The 16,024-nt window shown below is 71.2% G+C and carries 10 protein-coding genes; 4 read left to right on the forward strand and 6 right to left on the reverse strand.

Translation table 11 applies throughout. The features are described 5' to 3' along the window. Positions 1 to 89: 89 nt before the first annotated feature. Positions 90 to 2,105, forward strand: a complete 2,016-nt coding sequence (locus tag GPA03_RS09865) for a VanW family protein (RefSeq protein ID WP_156251801.1) — start codon at positions 90 to 92, stop codon at positions 2,103 to 2,105. A 13-nt stretch (positions 2,106 to 2,118) separates the two neighbouring features. Here GPA03_RS09865 and GPA03_RS09870 read toward each other — a convergent pair whose 3' ends face one another. After that, a complete protein-coding gene (locus tag GPA03_RS09870; protein ID WP_156251802.1) occupies positions 2,119 to 2,328 on the reverse strand; it encodes a putative acetyltransferase in 210 nt (69 codons plus the stop codon). 74 nt (positions 2,329 to 2,402) lie between these two features. Here GPA03_RS09870 and fdxA point away from each other — a divergent pair, with 74 nt between their 5' ends. Next, positions 2,403 to 2,723, forward strand: coding sequence for a ferredoxin (fdxA, locus tag GPA03_RS09875; protein ID WP_156251803.1), 321 nt, complete (start codon positions 2,403 to 2,405; stop codon positions 2,721 to 2,723). A 14-nt stretch (positions 2,724 to 2,737) separates the two neighbouring features. After that, on the forward strand, positions 2,738 to 3,859 hold the full coding sequence (gene dapC, locus GPA03_RS09880; protein WP_156251804.1) for a succinyldiaminopimelate transaminase: 1,122 nt from the start codon (positions 2,738 to 2,740) through the stop codon (positions 3,857 to 3,859). Positions 3,860 to 4,219: 360 nt separating this feature from the next. On the opposite strand, the gene GPA03_RS09885 is transcribed toward dapC, so the two are convergent. Together GPA03_RS09885 and GPA03_RS09890 are read right to left on the reverse strand one after the other, a co-directional pair. Beyond that, positions 4,220 to 5,956 carry a diflavin oxidoreductase gene (locus tag GPA03_RS09885; protein ID WP_156251805.1) on the reverse strand — a complete coding sequence of 579 codons (1,737 nt, stop codon included), beginning with the start codon at positions 5,954 to 5,956 and terminating at the stop codon, positions 4,220 to 4,222. Beyond that, positions 5,953 to 11,505 (reverse strand): glutamate synthase-related protein, encoded by a 5,553-nt coding sequence (locus tag GPA03_RS09890; RefSeq protein WP_156251806.1) that lies wholly within the window; start codon positions 11,503 to 11,505, stop codon positions 5,953 to 5,955. Before GPA03_RS09890 ends, GPA03_RS09885 begins: the two co-directional genes overlap by 4 nt. A 359-nt stretch (positions 11,506 to 11,864) precedes the next feature. Between GPA03_RS09890 and GPA03_RS09895 the strand changes: the two genes are divergently transcribed. Continuing rightward, entirely contained in the window at positions 11,865 to 13,163 is a 1,299-nt protein-coding gene (locus GPA03_RS09895; protein WP_156251807.1) for a citrate synthase, read from the forward strand. A 54-nt stretch (positions 13,164 to 13,217) separates the two neighbouring features. Here GPA03_RS09895 and GPA03_RS09900 read toward each other — a convergent pair whose 3' ends face one another. The 3 genes from GPA03_RS09900 to GPA03_RS09910 form a co-directional block, all read right to left on the reverse strand. Beyond that, positions 13,218 to 14,051, reverse strand: coding sequence for a hypothetical protein (locus tag GPA03_RS09900; protein WP_156251808.1), 834 nt, complete (start codon positions 14,049 to 14,051; stop codon positions 13,218 to 13,220). Then, on the reverse strand, positions 14,048 to 15,022 hold the full coding sequence (dapD, locus tag GPA03_RS09905; protein ID WP_170296884.1) for a 2,3,4,5-tetrahydropyridine-2,6-dicarboxylate N-succinyltransferase: 975 nt from the start codon (positions 15,020 to 15,022) through the stop codon (positions 14,048 to 14,050). The genes GPA03_RS09900 and dapD overlap by 4 nt, the downstream gene beginning before the upstream one ends. Positions 15,023 to 15,149: 127 nt before the next feature. Next, positions 15,150 to 16,010, reverse strand: coding sequence for an NUDIX hydrolase (locus GPA03_RS09910; RefSeq protein WP_241681205.1), 861 nt, complete (start codon positions 16,008 to 16,010; stop codon positions 15,150 to 15,152). Between the last annotated feature and the right edge of the window lie 14 nt (positions 16,011 to 16,024).

Consider the following 16,024-nt stretch of genomic DNA (forward strand, 5'->3'; position numbering starts at 1 on the left):
GGTGCGGCGACCGTTAGAATCGCGCCGAGGGGGGCCACGACCGGTGGTCTTGTCGAGAGTTTCCGAGGCCCATGATCTTTCGCCGATCCGTGAGGGACGACGACGTCACACCTGAGGGCGTGTCGCCCGCGTCCGGCGAGCCCGAAGCCGACCCGGATGCGACCGAGGTGCGTCCGAGCGAGCAGGCGGCCGAGCAGACCGCCGCGACCGACGTCGACCCCGAGGCCACGGTGGTACGGCCTGCGAACGAGGAGCCGGTCGCTGCGGCCGCCGACGACCCCGAGGCCACCGTCGTCCGCGATCCGGTCCCGCCGTCCGTCGACCCCGAGGCCACCGAGGAGCCTGTGAAGCCCAAGCCACGACGCCGTGGGCGCAAGATCGCGCTCGGGGTCGGGATCGGCGTCGTCGTGCTCGCAGGTGCGTACGTCGGCGCTGCCTGGTATCTCGGCGACAGGGTGCCCCAGAGCACCACGGTCGCCGGCGTCGACATCTCCGGCCTGCCCGTGCAGGACGCCGTCGAGCAGCTCGAGACCCAGCTCGCGGGGCCCACCACGGATCCTGTCCCGATCCAGCTCGGCGAGACGGCGGCGAGCATCGACCCGGCGCAGGCGGGGCTCACGTTCGACGCGCTCGCGACCGTCGGGCGGTTCACCGGGTTCACGCTCGAGCCGCAGGTCGTGCTCGGGCACATCTTCGGGCTGGGTGCGCAGGAGCCGGTGGTCGAGGTCGACGACGCCGCGCTCACCGCTGCGCTCGAGACCGCCTCGACCGACCTCGACAAGGCCCCCGTCGAGGGCGTGATCGAGCTCGCTGACGGCACCGCGACCGTGGCCACCGAGCCCGAGGACGGCATCTCGGTCGACATCCCGGCCGCGGCCGAGCTGGTCGCCGCCGAGTGGCTCACCGGGCAGCGCCCGATCGAGCTCCCGTCGGAGACCACCGCGCCGGAGATCGACGACGAGCAGATCGCTGCAGCGATGTCGAACATCGTGGACCCGTTGCTGTCGGGTCCCGTGACCGTGCAGCTGAACGAGGAGCAGGCCAGTCTCGAGCCGGCGCTGCTCGTGGAGGCCGCGACCCTGAGCCCGGGCGCCTCGGGGCTCGAGCTGACCATCGACGGCCAGCTGCTGGCCGATCACATCACCGAGGCGGTGCCGTCGGTCGGGGAGACCCCGCAGGACGCGCAGATCGTCTTCGACGGCGGTGTGCCCACCGTGATCCCCGCCGTCACCGGCACCGGTCTGGACCCCGACCAGCTCGCGCTCGTGGTCGGTGAGGCAGCCGTCGCCGAGGGCGATGCGCGTGTCGCGGTCGCCGGGCTCGCCGCGACCGAGGCCGACTTCACGACCGAGGAGGCCGAGGCCCTCGGCATCGTCGAGGTGGTGGGGGAGTACGCGACGCCGTACCCCTACGACCCCACCCGCACCGAGAACCTGGTCAACGGCACCGCACACATCAACGGCACGTTGATCAAGCCCGGCGAGGAGTTCTCACTCATCGAGGCGCTCGGGCCGATCACGGCAGCGAACGGGTACGTGAGCTCCGGCGTCGTCGAGAACGGTTTCGCGACCACCGCCATGGGCGGCGGTCTCTCGCAGGTCTCGACCACCACCTTCAACGCGGCCTACGAGGCCGGCATGGAGGACATCGAGCACAAGCCGCACTCGCGCTGGTTCCAGCGGTACCCCCCGGGCCGCGAGGCCACGATCTACGCCCCCTCCCTGGACATGCGGTGGGGCAACAACACGCCGTACGGGGTGCTCGTGCAGGCCTGGGTGGGCACCGACGACAACCAGGTGCACGTGCGGCTCTGGAGCACCGCCTACTGGGACGTGGACATCACCTCGAGCGAGAAGTACCGGTTCACCTCGCCACGGACGGTCTACAACACCTCGCCCGAGTGCAAGCCGGAGAGCGGCGGTGCCTCGGGGTTCACGATCGACATCCGCCGCACGCTCACGCTGGACGGCGAGGTCAACGACGAGTACTCCGACAGCTACTCGTGGACCTACTCGCCGTGGAACCGGGTCGTGTGCGGGGAGCCGCCGTCCGACGACGACGAGGAGGCCGAGACCACCGAGGCCGAGAGCACCGACGAGGGATGAGCCGGTAGCGACCTCAGCGGCGGGGCGGCACGGCGGGCGGGACCCGCTTGCCGATCGCGATCGCAGCAGCGGATACCGACACCGGGCCGCGCTTGGTGGCTACCTCCACGCCGTCGTCGTCGACCCGCACGAGCTCGCCGACGGCGTCCGAGAAGCTGCCCTCGTCGTTGCGGTATCTCACGACGACGCGCATGCCGGGCTCCCAGGCTCGCCAGAACGTCATGCCTGCGATACTAGGACGCAGGACAAGCTGAACCCGCTGGACCGCCAGCGGCGAGCGTGAGGAGAGATCCACCGGTGACGTACGTGATCGCGCTGCCCTGCGTCGATGTCAAGGACAAGGCCTGCATCGACGAGTGTCCCGTCGACTGCATCTACGAGGGTGAGCGCTCGCTCTACATCCAGCCCGACGAGTGCGTGGACTGCGGCGCGTGCGAGCCGGTCTGCCCGGTCGAGGCGATCTACTACGAGGACGACGTCCCCGAGGAGTGGGCGCAGTACTACACCGCGAACGTCGACTTCTTCAACGACATCGGCTCGCCAGGCGGCGCCGCCAAGATGGGTCTGATCCCCAAGGACCACCCGATCATCGCAGCGCTCCCGCCGCAGGGCGAGTAGAGCGCGGCAGGGCTGTGGGCTTCGTCGCGATCACCGAGGACTACCCCTGGGACAAGCTCGCGCCGTACGTGCGCCGGGCGAAGCAGCACCCGGGCGGCATCGTGGACCTCTCGATCGGCACCCCGGTCGACCCGACCCCGAAGGCGGTCCAGGCCGCGCTCGCTGGCGCGGCCGACGCCCCCGGGTACCCGACGGTGGCCGGGATCCCGGCGCTGCGACAGGCGATGGTGGACTGGTTCGCGCGGCGCCGCGGCGTCGAGGGGCTGACCATCGACGGCGTGATGGCCACGATCGGCTCCAAGGAGCTCGTGGGGTTGCTGCCCTCGTTGCTGGGCATCGGCGCCGGCGACGTCGTGGTGATCCCTGCCTCGGCGTACCCGACCTACGAGGTCGGCGCCCGTGCGGCTGGCGCTGAGGTGCTCGCGACCGACGACGTCGCCGCTTGGGCCGGCGACGCCCGGGTTCGACTTGTGTGGGTGAACTCCCCGGGGAACCCGACCGGCGCCGTCGCCCCGGTCGAGAAGCTGCGCGAGATCGTCGAGGCTGCTCGTGGGCTCGGCGCCGTGGTGGCGAGCGACGAGTGCTACGCCGAGCTGGGCTGGGTCGAGCCGTGGAGCTCCGACGGCGTCCCGTGCCTCCTCGATCCTCGTGTCGCGGGCGACTCTCACGCCGGGCTGCTGGCGGCCTACTCGCTCTCGAAGCAGTCGAACCTGGCGGGGTATCGCGCGGGTCTGCTCGCCGGTGACACCGATCTGATGGCCCGGATCGTGCTGATGCGCCGCCACCTCGGCCTGATGCTGCCGCACCCGGTGCAGGTGGCGATGGCCGTGGCCCTGGCCGACGACGAGCACGTGGCCGCGCAGCGCGAGATCTACCGCGCTCGCCGCGCGCTGCTGCTGCCCGCGCTGCACGCGGCCGGGTTCACGATCGACCACTCCGAGGCCGGGCTGTACCTGTGGGCCCGCGCGCTCGACGGCGGAGACTGCTGGGCCACCCTCGACCGCCTTGCCGACCTCGGCATCATCGCCGGTGCGGGTGCCTTCTACGGCCCGGGCAGCGAGCACCACGTCCGCTTCGCCCTCACCGCCCCCGACGACCGCATCGCTGCCGCCGCCGCGCGCCTCACAGCCGCCTGACGAGTCGTTCAGCCGCACGTCAAGGCCCGCCGGGCGCCTGGCGCTGCATCGCGGAAGTGCCGCATCGCTGCCACGAACGCGCGGTTGGTGCTGGGGTGGGGTTGCGGAAGTGACGGTTCGGTGGGTTCCGCAACGCGCGGCGGGGGTGGGGCGTTGCGGAAGTGACGGTTCGGTGGGTTCTGCAACGTGTGGCGGGGGTGGGGCGTCACGGAAGTGACGGTTCGGTGGGTTCTGCAACGCGCGGCGGGGGTGGGGCGTTGCGGAAGTGACGGTTCGGTGGGTTCTGCAACGCGCGGCGGGGGTGGGGCGTTGCGGAAGTGACGGTTCGGTGGGTTCCGCAACGCGCGGCGGGGTGGGGCGTCAGTACACGTCGCGGACGTAGCGCTTGGTGCGCTTGAGGTCGTTGACGTACTCCGCGGCGCGCTCGCTGCGGTCCGTGCCGCCGAGCTGGGACGCCACGATCTCGAGCAGGGCTGCGTCGACGTCCTTCGCCATCCGGGTCGCGTCGCCGCACACGTACACGTACGCGCCGTCCTCGAGCCAGCCGAACAGGTCGGCGGCGTGCTCGCGCATGCGGGTCTGCACGTACATCTTCTCGGCCTGGTCGCGCGAGAACGCGAGATCGAGCCGGGTCAGCAGGCCGGCGTCGGCGTGCGCCTGCAGCTCTTCGGCGTAGATGAAGTCGCTGGCCTGGTGCTGGTCTCCGAAGAAGAGCCAGTTCGGGCCGGTCGCGCCGGTGGCCGCACGCTCCTGCAGGAATGCCCGGAACGGCGCCACACCCGTGCCGGGGCCGATCATGATGACCGGGCGGTCGCCGTCGGCGGGCAGCCGGAAGGCTTGGTTCGGCTGCAGGAAGATGCCGGCGACGTCCTCGGCGCCCACGCGGTCGGCGAGGAACGTCGAGCACACGCCACCGCGCACCCGGTCGGAGCCGTGACGCACCGATGCCACCGTGAGATGGATCCTGTCGGGGCTCGCGAGAGGGCTCGAGGAGATCGAGTACGCGCGGTGCTGCAACGGCCGGAACAGCGCGGCGATCTCATCCAGCCCGAACGTGGGCGCGGCGTTCAGCTCGAGCAGGTCGAGCGTGTCCTTGCCGTACAGCCAGTTCTCCAGCGGCTCCCGATCCTCGCGCTGCACGAGCGCCGCGAGCTCGCCGCCGGGGTTCCGCTCGGCGAGCGCGGCGATCAGATCCTTCGACGGCGTCCGGATCTCCCAGCTGTGCAGCAACGCGTCCGTGAGGGTCGTGCCCGCGACCTCTGCCTCCGCATCGTGCCCCAGCACGGACACCAGTGCCTCGGCCAGCGCCGGGTCGTTGCGCGGCATCACGGCCAACGCATCACCGGCCGCGTACTCGATGCCCGAGTCGCCGAGCGCGAGCTCGAGGTGCCTGATCTCCTTCGCGCTGCCCGCGCGGGACAGCACACGGTTCTCCACGAGCCGCGCCGGGAACGGGTTCTTCCTGTTCCACGCCGATCGAGCTCTCGACGGCGCGGCCTCGCCCCCCGCGGCCACGCTCGCCCCCGCGGGGGCTTGCTTGGCCAGCGCCTCGACGACGGTCTGGATCCACCCGGCCGCCTCGTCCTCGTAGGAGACGTCGCAGTCCACACGCGGCGCGAGCCGCTGCGCACCGAGCTGCTCCAGCCGCATGTCGAGCAGCTTCCCGGCCTCGCAGAAGTTGTCGTAGCCGGTGTCGCCCAGGCCCAGCACCGAGAACTGCAGCGACTCCAGCCGCGGCGCGCCCTCGTCGGTCAGGGCCTCCCAGAACAGCTCGGCGTTGTCGGGCATGTCGCCCTCGCCGTAGGTGGAGGTGATGATGAGCACGTGCCCGAGCTCGGCGAGCGCCTCGGGCGTTACCGCGTCCAGCGGCTGGATGGTGGCCGCGACACCCCGGTCCCGGGAGGCTGCCACGAAGTCCTCGGCGAGCATCTCGCAGTTGCCGGTCTGGCTGCCGTAGAGCACGCTCACGGTCAACGAGGGCGCGGGCCCGGCCGGCACGTCCCGGTGCGCTGACGCCAACCCGGCGAGAAACCCGCCGAGCCAGCTCTGCTGAGCGGTGCTGAAGGGCGCGTCCGGTGGGATGAAGAGGGCACTCATGGCAGAACCACCTTCGAGGTCAGCGCACCGGCGAGCGAAGCCAGGTCGTCCAACGCCGCGGTCGCGAGCATCTCGTCGAACCGCGCCGTGCGGGCACGGCGGTCGTTCTTCCCCTGCTGGTACAGGATCCAGCCGTACGTGCCGGGTGCGTCGATGCCGCGCACGTTGCGCAGCTGCAGCGAACGGCGGTAGTCGTCGAGCCGCTTGCCCGCGACCAGCGTCGCGAGATCGTGGTCCTCGAACACCTCGAGCCGGGCCCGCACGTACTTGACCAGTCGCTGCATCACGAAGAAGTCCTCGGTCAGCACGAGCTTGCGTGCCGCCTCGACCACCCGCGGGTCGTTGATCTCGGTGGCCCCGGCCACGCGGTCGAGCGCCACCTCCTGAGCCGCGCTCAGCACCGTGTAGTGGCTGAGCAGGCCGTACATGTCGCTGACGTCGGTGCCGCCGATCACCGGGACCCGGCCGCCCGCGATGGGCCGCTGGTCGCGGTAGTGCTCCTTGAAGTCGCGAAGCTTGTCGACGGCGATCGAGGTGCCGAGCTCCTCCAGCAGCTCCTTGCGGGGCTTGTTCGCGGCGATCGCATCGGCGTCCTGGTAGAGGAGCAGCGCGCGCGGCATCCCGATGAAGATGCTCTCCCGTGTGCTCGACCAGTCCTCCAGCAGCCGCTCGGCCAGCGCCGAGCCGGTCGCCTCGAGGTGCCACTGCAGCATCGTCCGCGCCGCGAGCTCGTGGAACGGCCCGTGCTCGGAGTCGGTCAGCGGCAGCACGAGCAGCGAGTCCTCGCTCACCCGGGGGGCGATCGTGCCGGCCGGGTCGTACTGGTAGACGAAACCGCCGCTCATCCCGTTGCCCAGGCCCTTGCCGGCCCCGCCGAGGTTGAGCACCGCGCCATTGGTCATGTACTCGCAGCCGAACTCGCCGATGCCCTCGACGACGGCGGTCGCACCCGAGTTCCGCACCGCGAACCGGTCGCCGGCCTCACCCTGCACGAACAGTCGACCACCCGTGGCGCCGAACAGCGCGAAGTTGCCGATCAACACGTTGCCCCCCGGCAGCGGGCTGCCGCCGCCCGGGGTGCGGACCACGATCTGGCCGCCTGAGGCCGACTTGCCCACGCCGTCGTTCGCCGTGCCGGTGTGGACCAGCGAGAGGCCGTCGTTGCAGAACGCACCGAACGACTGCCCGGCGGAGCCGGTCGAGGTGACCCGCACCGAGTCGGGCAGCAGGTAGCTGCGGCCGCGCTCGTCGGTCGCGGCCGCGGGCATGGCCGCCACCATCTCGGCGTCCAGCTCGTAGTTGAGCAGGCGCTCGACGTCGATGGCCAGCTGGCCGCCCACGGTCTTGTTCGGGTTCTGCAGCCTCCCGGCGTCGATGCTGACCTGCTCCTGGCGCCCCTCCACGAGGGCAGCGCGCAGCTGGTCGATCATGGCGTCGTCGACCGCGAAGTCCTTCTCGAGGTAGACCGGGTCGGTGACGACCTTCTCGGGCACGTGCGCGAGCATGCGGCGCACGTCGAGCCGACCGACAGCGGCCGGGTGCTCGAGCAGCTGCAGCAGGTCGCCACGGCCGCGCGCCTCCCGCAACGAGCGCAGCCCCAGCCGCGCGAGCAGCTCGCGAACGTCGTGCGCGACGTTGAGGAGGAACTGCGCGAGCGCGCGCGGGTCGCCGTCGAACGCCTCAGGGTTCGTGGTCAGGCCCGCGGGGCACTTGATGTTGCAGTTCTTGGCCATGACGCACTTGAGCATCATCAGCGCGGTGGTGCCGAACTCGAAGGAGTCGGCCCCGAGCAGGGCCGAGATCACGACGTCACGCCCGGTCTGGTGCGCGCCGGAGCAGCGCAGCGTGACCTTCTGGCGCAACCCGTTCGCGGCGAGCGCCTGGTGCACCTCAGCGACGCCGATCTCGGCCGAGCGGCCCGCGTACTTGAGGCTCGTGACGGGGGCCGCGCCGGTGCCGCCGGTGTTGCCGGCGACGTTGATGACATCGGCTCCCGCCTTGGCCACCCCGACGGCGATCGTGCCGATCCCCTCCGAGGAGACCAGCTTGACGATCACCCGCACCCGCGCCGCCTTGCAGTCATGGATCAGCTGGGCGAGGTCCTCGATCGAGTACGTGTCGTGGTGCGGCGGCGGCGAGACCAGCTCGACGCCGGGGGTGCCGCCACGCGCGGCGGCGATCTCGACCGTGACCTTGGGCGCGGGCAGCTGACCGCCCTCGCCGGGCTTGGCGCCCTGCCCGATCTTGATCTCGAGCTCCTGCAGCATCGGGTCGGCCAGGTAGCCGGCCCAGATGCCGAAGCGCCCGGACGCGAACTGCTTGATGCGCGAGCCGCGGATCGTGTTGTAGCGCGAGAGGTGCTCGCCACCCTCGCCGCAGTTCGACAGCCCGCCGGCCATGTTGGTGCCGTGCGCGACAGCCTCGTGCGCCGTCGCCACCAGCGCGCCGTGGCTCATCGCTCCCGAGGTGAGGGTGCGGGTGATCTCGTGCGCGGGCTGCACCTCGGGCAGCGGGACGCCCGCGGGTGCGGTGCGCAGCATCCGGAGGAACCGTGCCGTGCGGCCCGAGACCGTGACGGCGAGCTCGCCTCCGTCGACGGCGTGGCCGTGGACCTCGTGCGGGTAGGTGCGCACGAGGGCGGCCACGAGCGCCTCGTAGCGGGCCGGCTCGGGGCCGGAGACGTCGGTGAACCGCACCCGGAACGTGCCGTGCGCCGCCTGGTCCGGCCGGTCGGCCTCCTCGTGGATCTCCAGACCCCTGACGAGCACGTGCTCGTTGCCCTCGAGCGCGAACCGGTCGAGCTCGGCCGCGAACTCGCCTGCGGTGCGCAGACCGGTGACGTCGGCGGGAAAGGTGAGCACGTCACGCAGCGCGGAGGGGCGGCGCGCCCGCTCGGCGCGGGTCTCGGTGACGAAGTCCCGGTACCCGGGCGTGATGGTGAACCCGTCGATCTCGTCATCGGTGAGCGCGTCGAAGCCGGCGTGCTGGTACGCCTCCTCGGTGAGCCCGAAGGCGCCCTCGAGCCCGTGGAGGGTCTGCAGCCGCAGCGCGGGGTCGGTGTCCTGCGGAGCGAACCCGACCTTCTCCTCGGTCATGTCGCCGAAGCCGCGCACCACCACGGTGCCGTAGGAGTGGCCGGCGCCCTCGGCCCGCTCCTTGAACAGGCCGAGCAGCGGGATCTGGCTCTCGTCGGTGACCTCGAGAGCGCGCGTGTGCCACGCGGTGGCGGCCGCCGCGATGCGAGCGAAGCCGACGCCGCCCACCGGGGCGTCCAGGTGCGGGTACACCTGCGCCAGCACGTCGTCGCGGGTGTCGAGGTAGTTCGGCTCGAAGAACTCGCCGCCGATATAGCTCTCCACCGTGCACAGACCGACCCGGCCCATGGTCTTGGCGAGCGACTTGAGCGCCGCCTTGCGATACTTCTCGACGGCGAGGTCGGTCTCGGTGACCGTCTCCGCGGGTGCCGGGGGAGCGGGATACTTCTGCTCCGCGCGCAGGCGCGCCGCGATGCTGTAGACCGCCGAGGCGCCGAACCCGAGCGCGACCGCGATGTGGTGGGAGGAGGGCAGCTGGCCGCTCTCGGCGATGAGCGAGACCCGCAGCCGCAGCCCGGTGTCGATCAGTCGCCGGCTCACCGCAGCGAGCGCCAGCGGCAGCGGCAGCGGCGCGAGCGCCGCCGAGATGCCGCGGTCGCTGATCACCGCGATGCCGCCGGAGGAGAGCGCGAACGCCTCGACCTCGTCGCACAGGGTCGTCAGCGCGGTCCGGACCGAGTCGGCGTTGGCGACCTCGTCACCCGGGACCGGCTCGTAGAGCATGTCGAAGCGCTGCAGCGGCGTGACCTGCTGCTCGCGCAGCCGCAGCATCTCCAGGTGGCCGAGGATCGGCGAGGGCACCACGATCTGCGTCATGTCGGCGCCGCTGCCCGGCTTGGCGCCCAGCGCGACGTGCATGCTCATGCCGTCGGCCTCGCGGATGCTGTCCAGCGAGGGGTTGGTCACCTGCGCGAAGCGCTGCGAGAAGTACTTGGCCATGCCGCCCTCGGCGTCGGAGAGCGCGTTGATCGCGTTGCCGTACCCCATGGCGGAGATGCGCTCGGCTCCGGCGGCGAGCATCGGGTCCATCATGAACCGGAAGCTCTCGGAGTTGAGCGCGTAGGCGACGTAGCGGGCAGGGAGCGGCAGATCGCCGTCGTACCCCAAGGTGTTGCTGCCACGCTCGAGCCGACCCGGCAGCTCGAGGTCGGCGAGGTTGACGCGGGCGCGCTGCAGCAGCGCGCCGTAGTCGCGGCGCTCAGCGAGCACGCTGAGCGCTTCGCCGGTGCGGTGGATCACGCCGGTGCGGTGGTCGAGGTAGAGCATGCCGCCGGCCTCGATGCGGCCGCGGTGTGTCACGTCGTCGGCGGCGAAGTCGACCTGGCCGGCCTCGGAGGCGACCATCAGGTAGTCGTCGGTCTCGACCGTGCGCAGCGGGCGCAGCCCGAGGCGGTCGAGGCGGGCGCCGACCACGTCGCCGTCGCTGAAGATCAGGGCCGCGGGGCCGTCGTTCTTCTCCTCGTACAGCGAGAAGTACTCGAGCATGTCGCGCACGTGGGCGGGCAACGTGCGGTCGTTCTCCCAGGCGGGCGGCATCAACGAGACGACAGCCTCGAGAAGCCCGAGACCGTCGTCGAACACCCGACTCTGCAGGGTCTGGTCGAGGCGGCTGGAGTCGGACTGACCGGGCGGCCGGACGATGCTGCGGTGGCGGGAGCTCGCGAGCGCCTCGTCCGAGAGCCTGTTCTTGCGGTCGGTGTTGAGCTCGCCGTTGTGCGCCATCATGCGGAACGGCTGCGCCATGCTCGGGTGCGGCTCGGTGTTGGTGGAGAACCGGGTGTGGAAGTACAGGGTCCGGACCGAGTGCCGCTCGTCGAGGAGGTCGGTGAAGTAGCGGATCACCTCACCGGAGTTGAGGCGGCCCTTGAGGACCTGGGTGCGGGCGCTCAGCGAGAGCGGGTACAGGCCGGCTATATCGGGGCCGTCGGGGGCTCTCGAGAACGCTGCCGACTCGATCTGGAGCAAGGCATCGTTGGCTGCCCGGTCGAGGTCGATGCGCTCCCAGCCGGGCGGGGCGCGGAACACCCACTGCACGACCGGCAGCTGGTAGGAGTGCGCCGCCGGGCGGATCACGTTGCTGTCGACGGGGATGTCGCGGACGGCGAGCACCTCGACGCCGACCCGCTCCAGGGTGGCGTCGATCAGCGCGCGGGCCGCAGGCCAGGCGGCCTCGTCGTCGGGCATGAAGAAGTTGCCGACACCGAACCGGCCCGCCAGGAGGCGTTCGCCGGTGATCGCGCTGAAGAACTCGACCGACAGGTCGACGCTGACACCCGCGCCGTCGCCGACGCCCTCGGAGGAGCGGCCGCCGCGGTGCGGGATCGCGCACAGGGCCTCGTCACCCTTGACGATGACGTCGTGGGAGGGCCGGCCGTCCTTGCGCGTGATGAACCCGACGCCGCAGTCGCTGTGCTCGGTCGAGGGGTTGTAGAGGGTCGCTCGCCTGAGGTCCATGTGGTCCTGCCGTTCGTCTACCCGCGAGCCACGGGTGTGGGGACGAGCGCTGCCACGCTGAAGCTCTCGCTGCGGTCGGCGCCCGCCCATGGCACCTCACGCTGGAAACTGGGGCAAAGTTACGGTCAAGTTGCGACCATGACAACCCAACTTGGGCAGGCGTCTTACGGAATGAGACACGCTGTGAGATGGGTCACCAGGGCTGGCGGGGCTGTGGGCCCAGGGTGCCGCCGGGGCCGAGCCCCCGTGCGTGGGGAGAGGGCAGGAAGGGGGGCGGGGGGCATACGGGGGCGGAGCCCCCCCGTGCGTGGGGATAGACTCGCCAGGCTGATCAGCAGTCGGATTTGGAAGGGTCATCGATGTCGGACGCCACTCTTACCCCTGCCACGTTCAGCGTGGACGGGAAGGAACTCTCCTTCCCCCGCGTCGCAGCCGTGGAGGGTAACGACGGAGTCCAGATCCCCAACCTTCTGAAGGACACGGGTCTCGTCACGCTGGACCCGGGCTTCATGAACACGGCGAACTGCGAGTCGCAGATCACCTACATCGACGGCGGCGAGGGGATCCTGCGCTACCGCGGGTACCCGATCGACCAGCTCGCCGAGGGCTCGAACTTCCTCGAGGTCGCCTACCTGCTCATCTACGGGGAGCTGCCGTCGGGCGGCGAGCTCGACGCCTTCACCGCGCGCGTCAAGAAGCACTCCCTGCTGCACGAGAACTTCCAGAAGTTCTTCACCGCCTTCCCGCTGAGCGCGCACCCGATGTCGGTGCTGCAGGCGGGCATCGCCGGTCTCGCGACCTACTACGAGCACACGCTCGACCCGTACGACGCCGAGCAGCTCGACCTCGCAGCGGTGCTGCTGCTGGCGAAGATGCCCACGATGATCGCGAACATCGCCAAGCGCTCCAAGGGCATGCCGCAGCTCTACCCCGACAGCAACATGGGGTACGTCGAGGACTTCCTCAAGATGACCTTCGGGCTGCCCTACCAGGACCACACGCCTGACAAGGACATCGTCGACGCCCTCGACATGCTGCTGATCCTGCACGCCGACCACGAGCAGAACTGCTCGACCTCGACGGTGCGGATCGTCGGTTCGGCGCAGGCGAACCTGTTCGCCTCGGTCTCGGCCGGCATCGGCGCGCTGTCGGGTCCCTTGCACGGTGGTGCCAACGAAGCCGTGCTGGCGATGCTCGACCAGATCCACGGCTCCGACGACGACGTCGACACCTTCATGACCAAGGTCAAGAACAAGGAGGCGGGCGTCCGCCTCATGGGCTTCGGGCACCGCGTCTACAAGAACTACGACCCGCGTGCGGCGATCGTGAAGAAGTACGCGCACACGGTGCTCGAGAAGCTCGGCAAGTCCGACCCGATGCTCGACATCGCGATGCGGCTCGAAGAGATCGCGCTGTCCGACGACTACTTCGTGGAGCGCAAGCTCTACCCGAACGTCGACTTCTACACCGGGCTGCTCTACAAGGCCATGGGGTTCCCGACGCAGATGTTCACCCCGTTGTTCGCGCTCGGCCGGCTCCCCGGCTGGATCGCGCAGTACCGCGAGATGATCACCGACCCCGCCACCAAGATCGGCCGCCCGCGGCAGGTCTACACCGGTGAGGCCGAGCGGGCGTACGTGCCGCTCGACCAGCGCTGAGCGAGGCTGACCGCCGGGGGAGGTGCCCCCGGGAAGGGCTCCGGGGCGCCCGCGTCAGCGGACCGTGACGGTGCCCGCGGGGGCGGGCACCTCGGCCGTGGCCCACTCGTCCGAGGATCGGGTCCACAGCAGGTCGCCGAAGGTGACCTGCTGCACGCCGGTGAGCTCCGCCGTCGCCACGGCCCAGTGTGCGAGGACCCAGCCGGAGCGGTCGGGATCGCCGTCGAGGCGCAGCACGGTGGCGCCGTCGACCGCTTCGGCGGTCGCGGAACCGAGATCCCGGGCGAGGAGATCGACGACGGCGATGCTCGCCTCCTGCTCGGGGAGCTCGCACGCGAGGGCGGCGCCCGACCAGCCTGTCAGGGCCGAGGCGAACAGCCGCGCCATCGACTCGTGCTGGGCGTACGCGTCGGGGAAGCCCGAGCGTTGCACGGTCTGCGCGGCGACCGTGATCTCCATCGTCTCGTAGCCCTCGACCTCGACGAGAGCGTCGTAGAAGGTGTTGGTCGAGTACACCGGATCCATGATCTCCTCGACCGTTCCCCAGCCCTGCGAGGGCCGTTGCTGGAACAGGCCGATCGAGTCGCGGTCGCCGTAGTCGATGTTCTCGAGCCTGGACTCCTGCATCGCGGTCGCGAGCGCGATCGTCACCGCCCGGGCGGGCAGGCCGCGCTCGACGGCGATCGCCGAGATCAGCGCCGCGTTCGCCGTCTGCTCGGGGCTGAGCGAGGCGGAGGCGCCGTCGACGCTCGCCGTGCACCGGGCGGAGGTCGGCAGACCGACGTCCAGGCTCCGCAGCAGCAGCACCACCCCGCCGACGACCGCGGCGAGGAGCAGCACCGAGGCCAGCAGCCCACCGAGGAGCCGGCGGCCGCGGCGTCGGCTCATTGGGCGTGCAGCGCCGTGTTGAGCGTGACGCCGGAGCCGCTGCGTTCGATCGCCTCGACCACACCGCTGGTGGAGTTGCGGCGGAACAGCAGGTTGGAGGCGCCGGAGAGCTCGCGGGCGCTGACGATGCGCTGGTGCGGCTCGGCGCTCGTGCGGACCGTCACCTTGGTGCCGGCGGTCACGTACAGCCCGGCCTCGACCACGCAGTCGTCGCCGAGCGAGATGCCGATGCCCGAGTTCGCGCCGAGCAGGCAGCCGGTACCGATCGAGACGCGATGCGCCCCACCGCCCGAGAGGGTGCCCATGATCGAGGCGCCGCCGCCGATGTCGCTGCCCGCGCCGACCACCACGCCCTGGCTGATCCGACCCTCGACCATCGAGGCGCCGAGTGTGCCGGCGTTGTAGTTGACGAAGCCCTCGTGCATCACGGTGGTGCCCTCGGCCAGGTGGGCACCGAGGCGGACCCTGTCGGCATCGGCGATGCGGACACCGCTGGGGATGACGTAGTCGGTCATGCGCGGGAACTTGTCGATGCCGTGGACCGTGACCGGGCGGCCGTGCATGCCGGCCAGCAGAGCGAGCCGGACCTCTTCGAACCCCTCGGGCGCGCACGGGCCCTCCGAGGTCCACACCACGTTCTGCAGCACCCCGAACAGGCCGTCGAGGTTGACCGTGTTCGGCTGCACCAGGCGGCTCGAGAGCAGGTGGAGCCGCAGGTAGGCGTCGGAGGTGTCGGCGGGCGGGGCATCGAGGTCGATCTCGGTGTGGACCACGCCGGAGCGGATGCGCCGCGCGGGCGACTCGGTGGCGAGCGCCGCCAGCCCAGCCGGGGTCCCGTAGGGGCCGCGAGCGTCGTCGGGAGCGCCGCCCAGCCCGAGCTTCGGGTACCAGGTGTCGAGCACACGCCCGTCATAGGTGGTGGTGGCCAGCCCGACTCCCCAGGCCCGCCGATCGGTGATCTGCTCTGCCATGCCGGGAAGCCTACGCGAGCGTACGTGAGGGTCTCGTGAGTGCCCGGAGCGTGGTCTGGGGTGATTCCGGTCCGTCAGGTGGCACCCCTGCACCCCGAAGCGCTTTCCCGCGGGCGGGGTGGTGTGGTCAGCCGAGGGTGCCGAGCGTGTCGAGAAGGTCGAGCAGGGTCCTGGGGCCGACGACGGTGCCTCCCGCCCCCTCGCAGCGCTCCCGCAGCCCGCGGTCGGCCGTGACAACGACAACGTGCGCTCCGCTCGCGGTCAGCTCGGTGGCGATCTCGACGACCGTGTCATCACCCGAGCCGGGCGCCGGGACCGTGGCGACGCGGGCGGCCGCGGCGGCACCGCGTGCCGCACCCTCGGTCACCACGAGCCACGTGGGCCACCAGCGGTCACCGGGGAGGTCGGCGAAGGCGGCAGGGATCCCGGTGGCCGCGAGCGTGTCGAGGCGCTCGATCAGCCGTGCGGTCGCGCCGCGCCGGTCGCGCCACCAGCCGTCGGGGCGGCTCCCGACCACGTTGGCGGCGTCGACCACCACGTGCAGGTCGATCGCGAGCATGCTGCGCAGCTGGGGCCACGCGTCGGCGAACGCGGGCAGCAACGGCCGGTCGGTGACCTCGGGGATCGGCACCCAGGCGATCTCGAGGCTCTCGGCGTCGGTCGGCTCCACGTGCAGGTCGGCGTCGGTGCGGGCGAGCACCGTCGTGTAGCTCCAGTCCGGGTGCACGAGCACCGAGGTGGCGAACGCGCTCACCCGCTCGGCGTCGACGCCGGCCTCCTCGGCGGCCTCTCGCAGCGCTCCGGCGACCGCGCTCTCGTCGGTGTGGCGGGCACCGCCGGGCATGCCCCACGTGCCGCCCTGATGGCTCCACTCGGCGCGGTGCTGCAGGACGACCCGGTCGCCGTCGGTCAGCAGCAGCCCGGCAGCGCCGCCGCGCCCCCAGTGCCGGGAGCCGCAGCGGCACTCGACCCAGCCGTCGGCGTTCACGGGCGCTGGGCGGC

Origin of the sequence: Pseudactinotalea terrae (assembly GCF_009733845.1) — a bacterium.
Taxonomy (GTDB): domain Bacteria; phylum Actinomycetota; class Actinomycetes; order Actinomycetales; family Beutenbergiaceae; genus Pseudactinotalea; species Pseudactinotalea terrae.

What these genes read in the sequence shown, in the direction of transcription:
- GPA03_RS09895 (WP_156251807.1), top strand. Translation starts at nt 11,865, where the DNA reads ATGTCGGACGCCACTCTTACCCCTGCCACGTTCAGCGTGGACGGGAAG.
- GPA03_RS09870 (WP_156251802.1), bottom strand. Translation starts at nt 2,328, where the DNA reads ATGACGTTCTGGCGAGCCTGGGAGCCCGGCATGCGCGTCGTCGTGAGA.
- dapD (WP_170296884.1), bottom strand. Translation starts at nt 15,022, where the DNA reads ATGGCAGAGCAGATCACCGATCGGCGGGCCTGGGGAGTCGGGCTGGCC.
- GPA03_RS09900 (WP_156251808.1), bottom strand. Translation starts at nt 14,051, where the DNA reads ATGAGCCGACGCCGCGGCCGCCGGCTCCTCGGTGGGCTGCTGGCCTCG.
- GPA03_RS09885 (WP_156251805.1), bottom strand. Translation starts at nt 5,956, where the DNA reads ATGAGTGCCCTCTTCATCCCACCGGACGCGCCCTTCAGCACCGCTCAG.
- GPA03_RS09890 (WP_156251806.1), bottom strand. Translation starts at nt 11,505, where the DNA reads ATGGACCTCAGGCGAGCGACCCTCTACAACCCCTCGACCGAGCACAGC.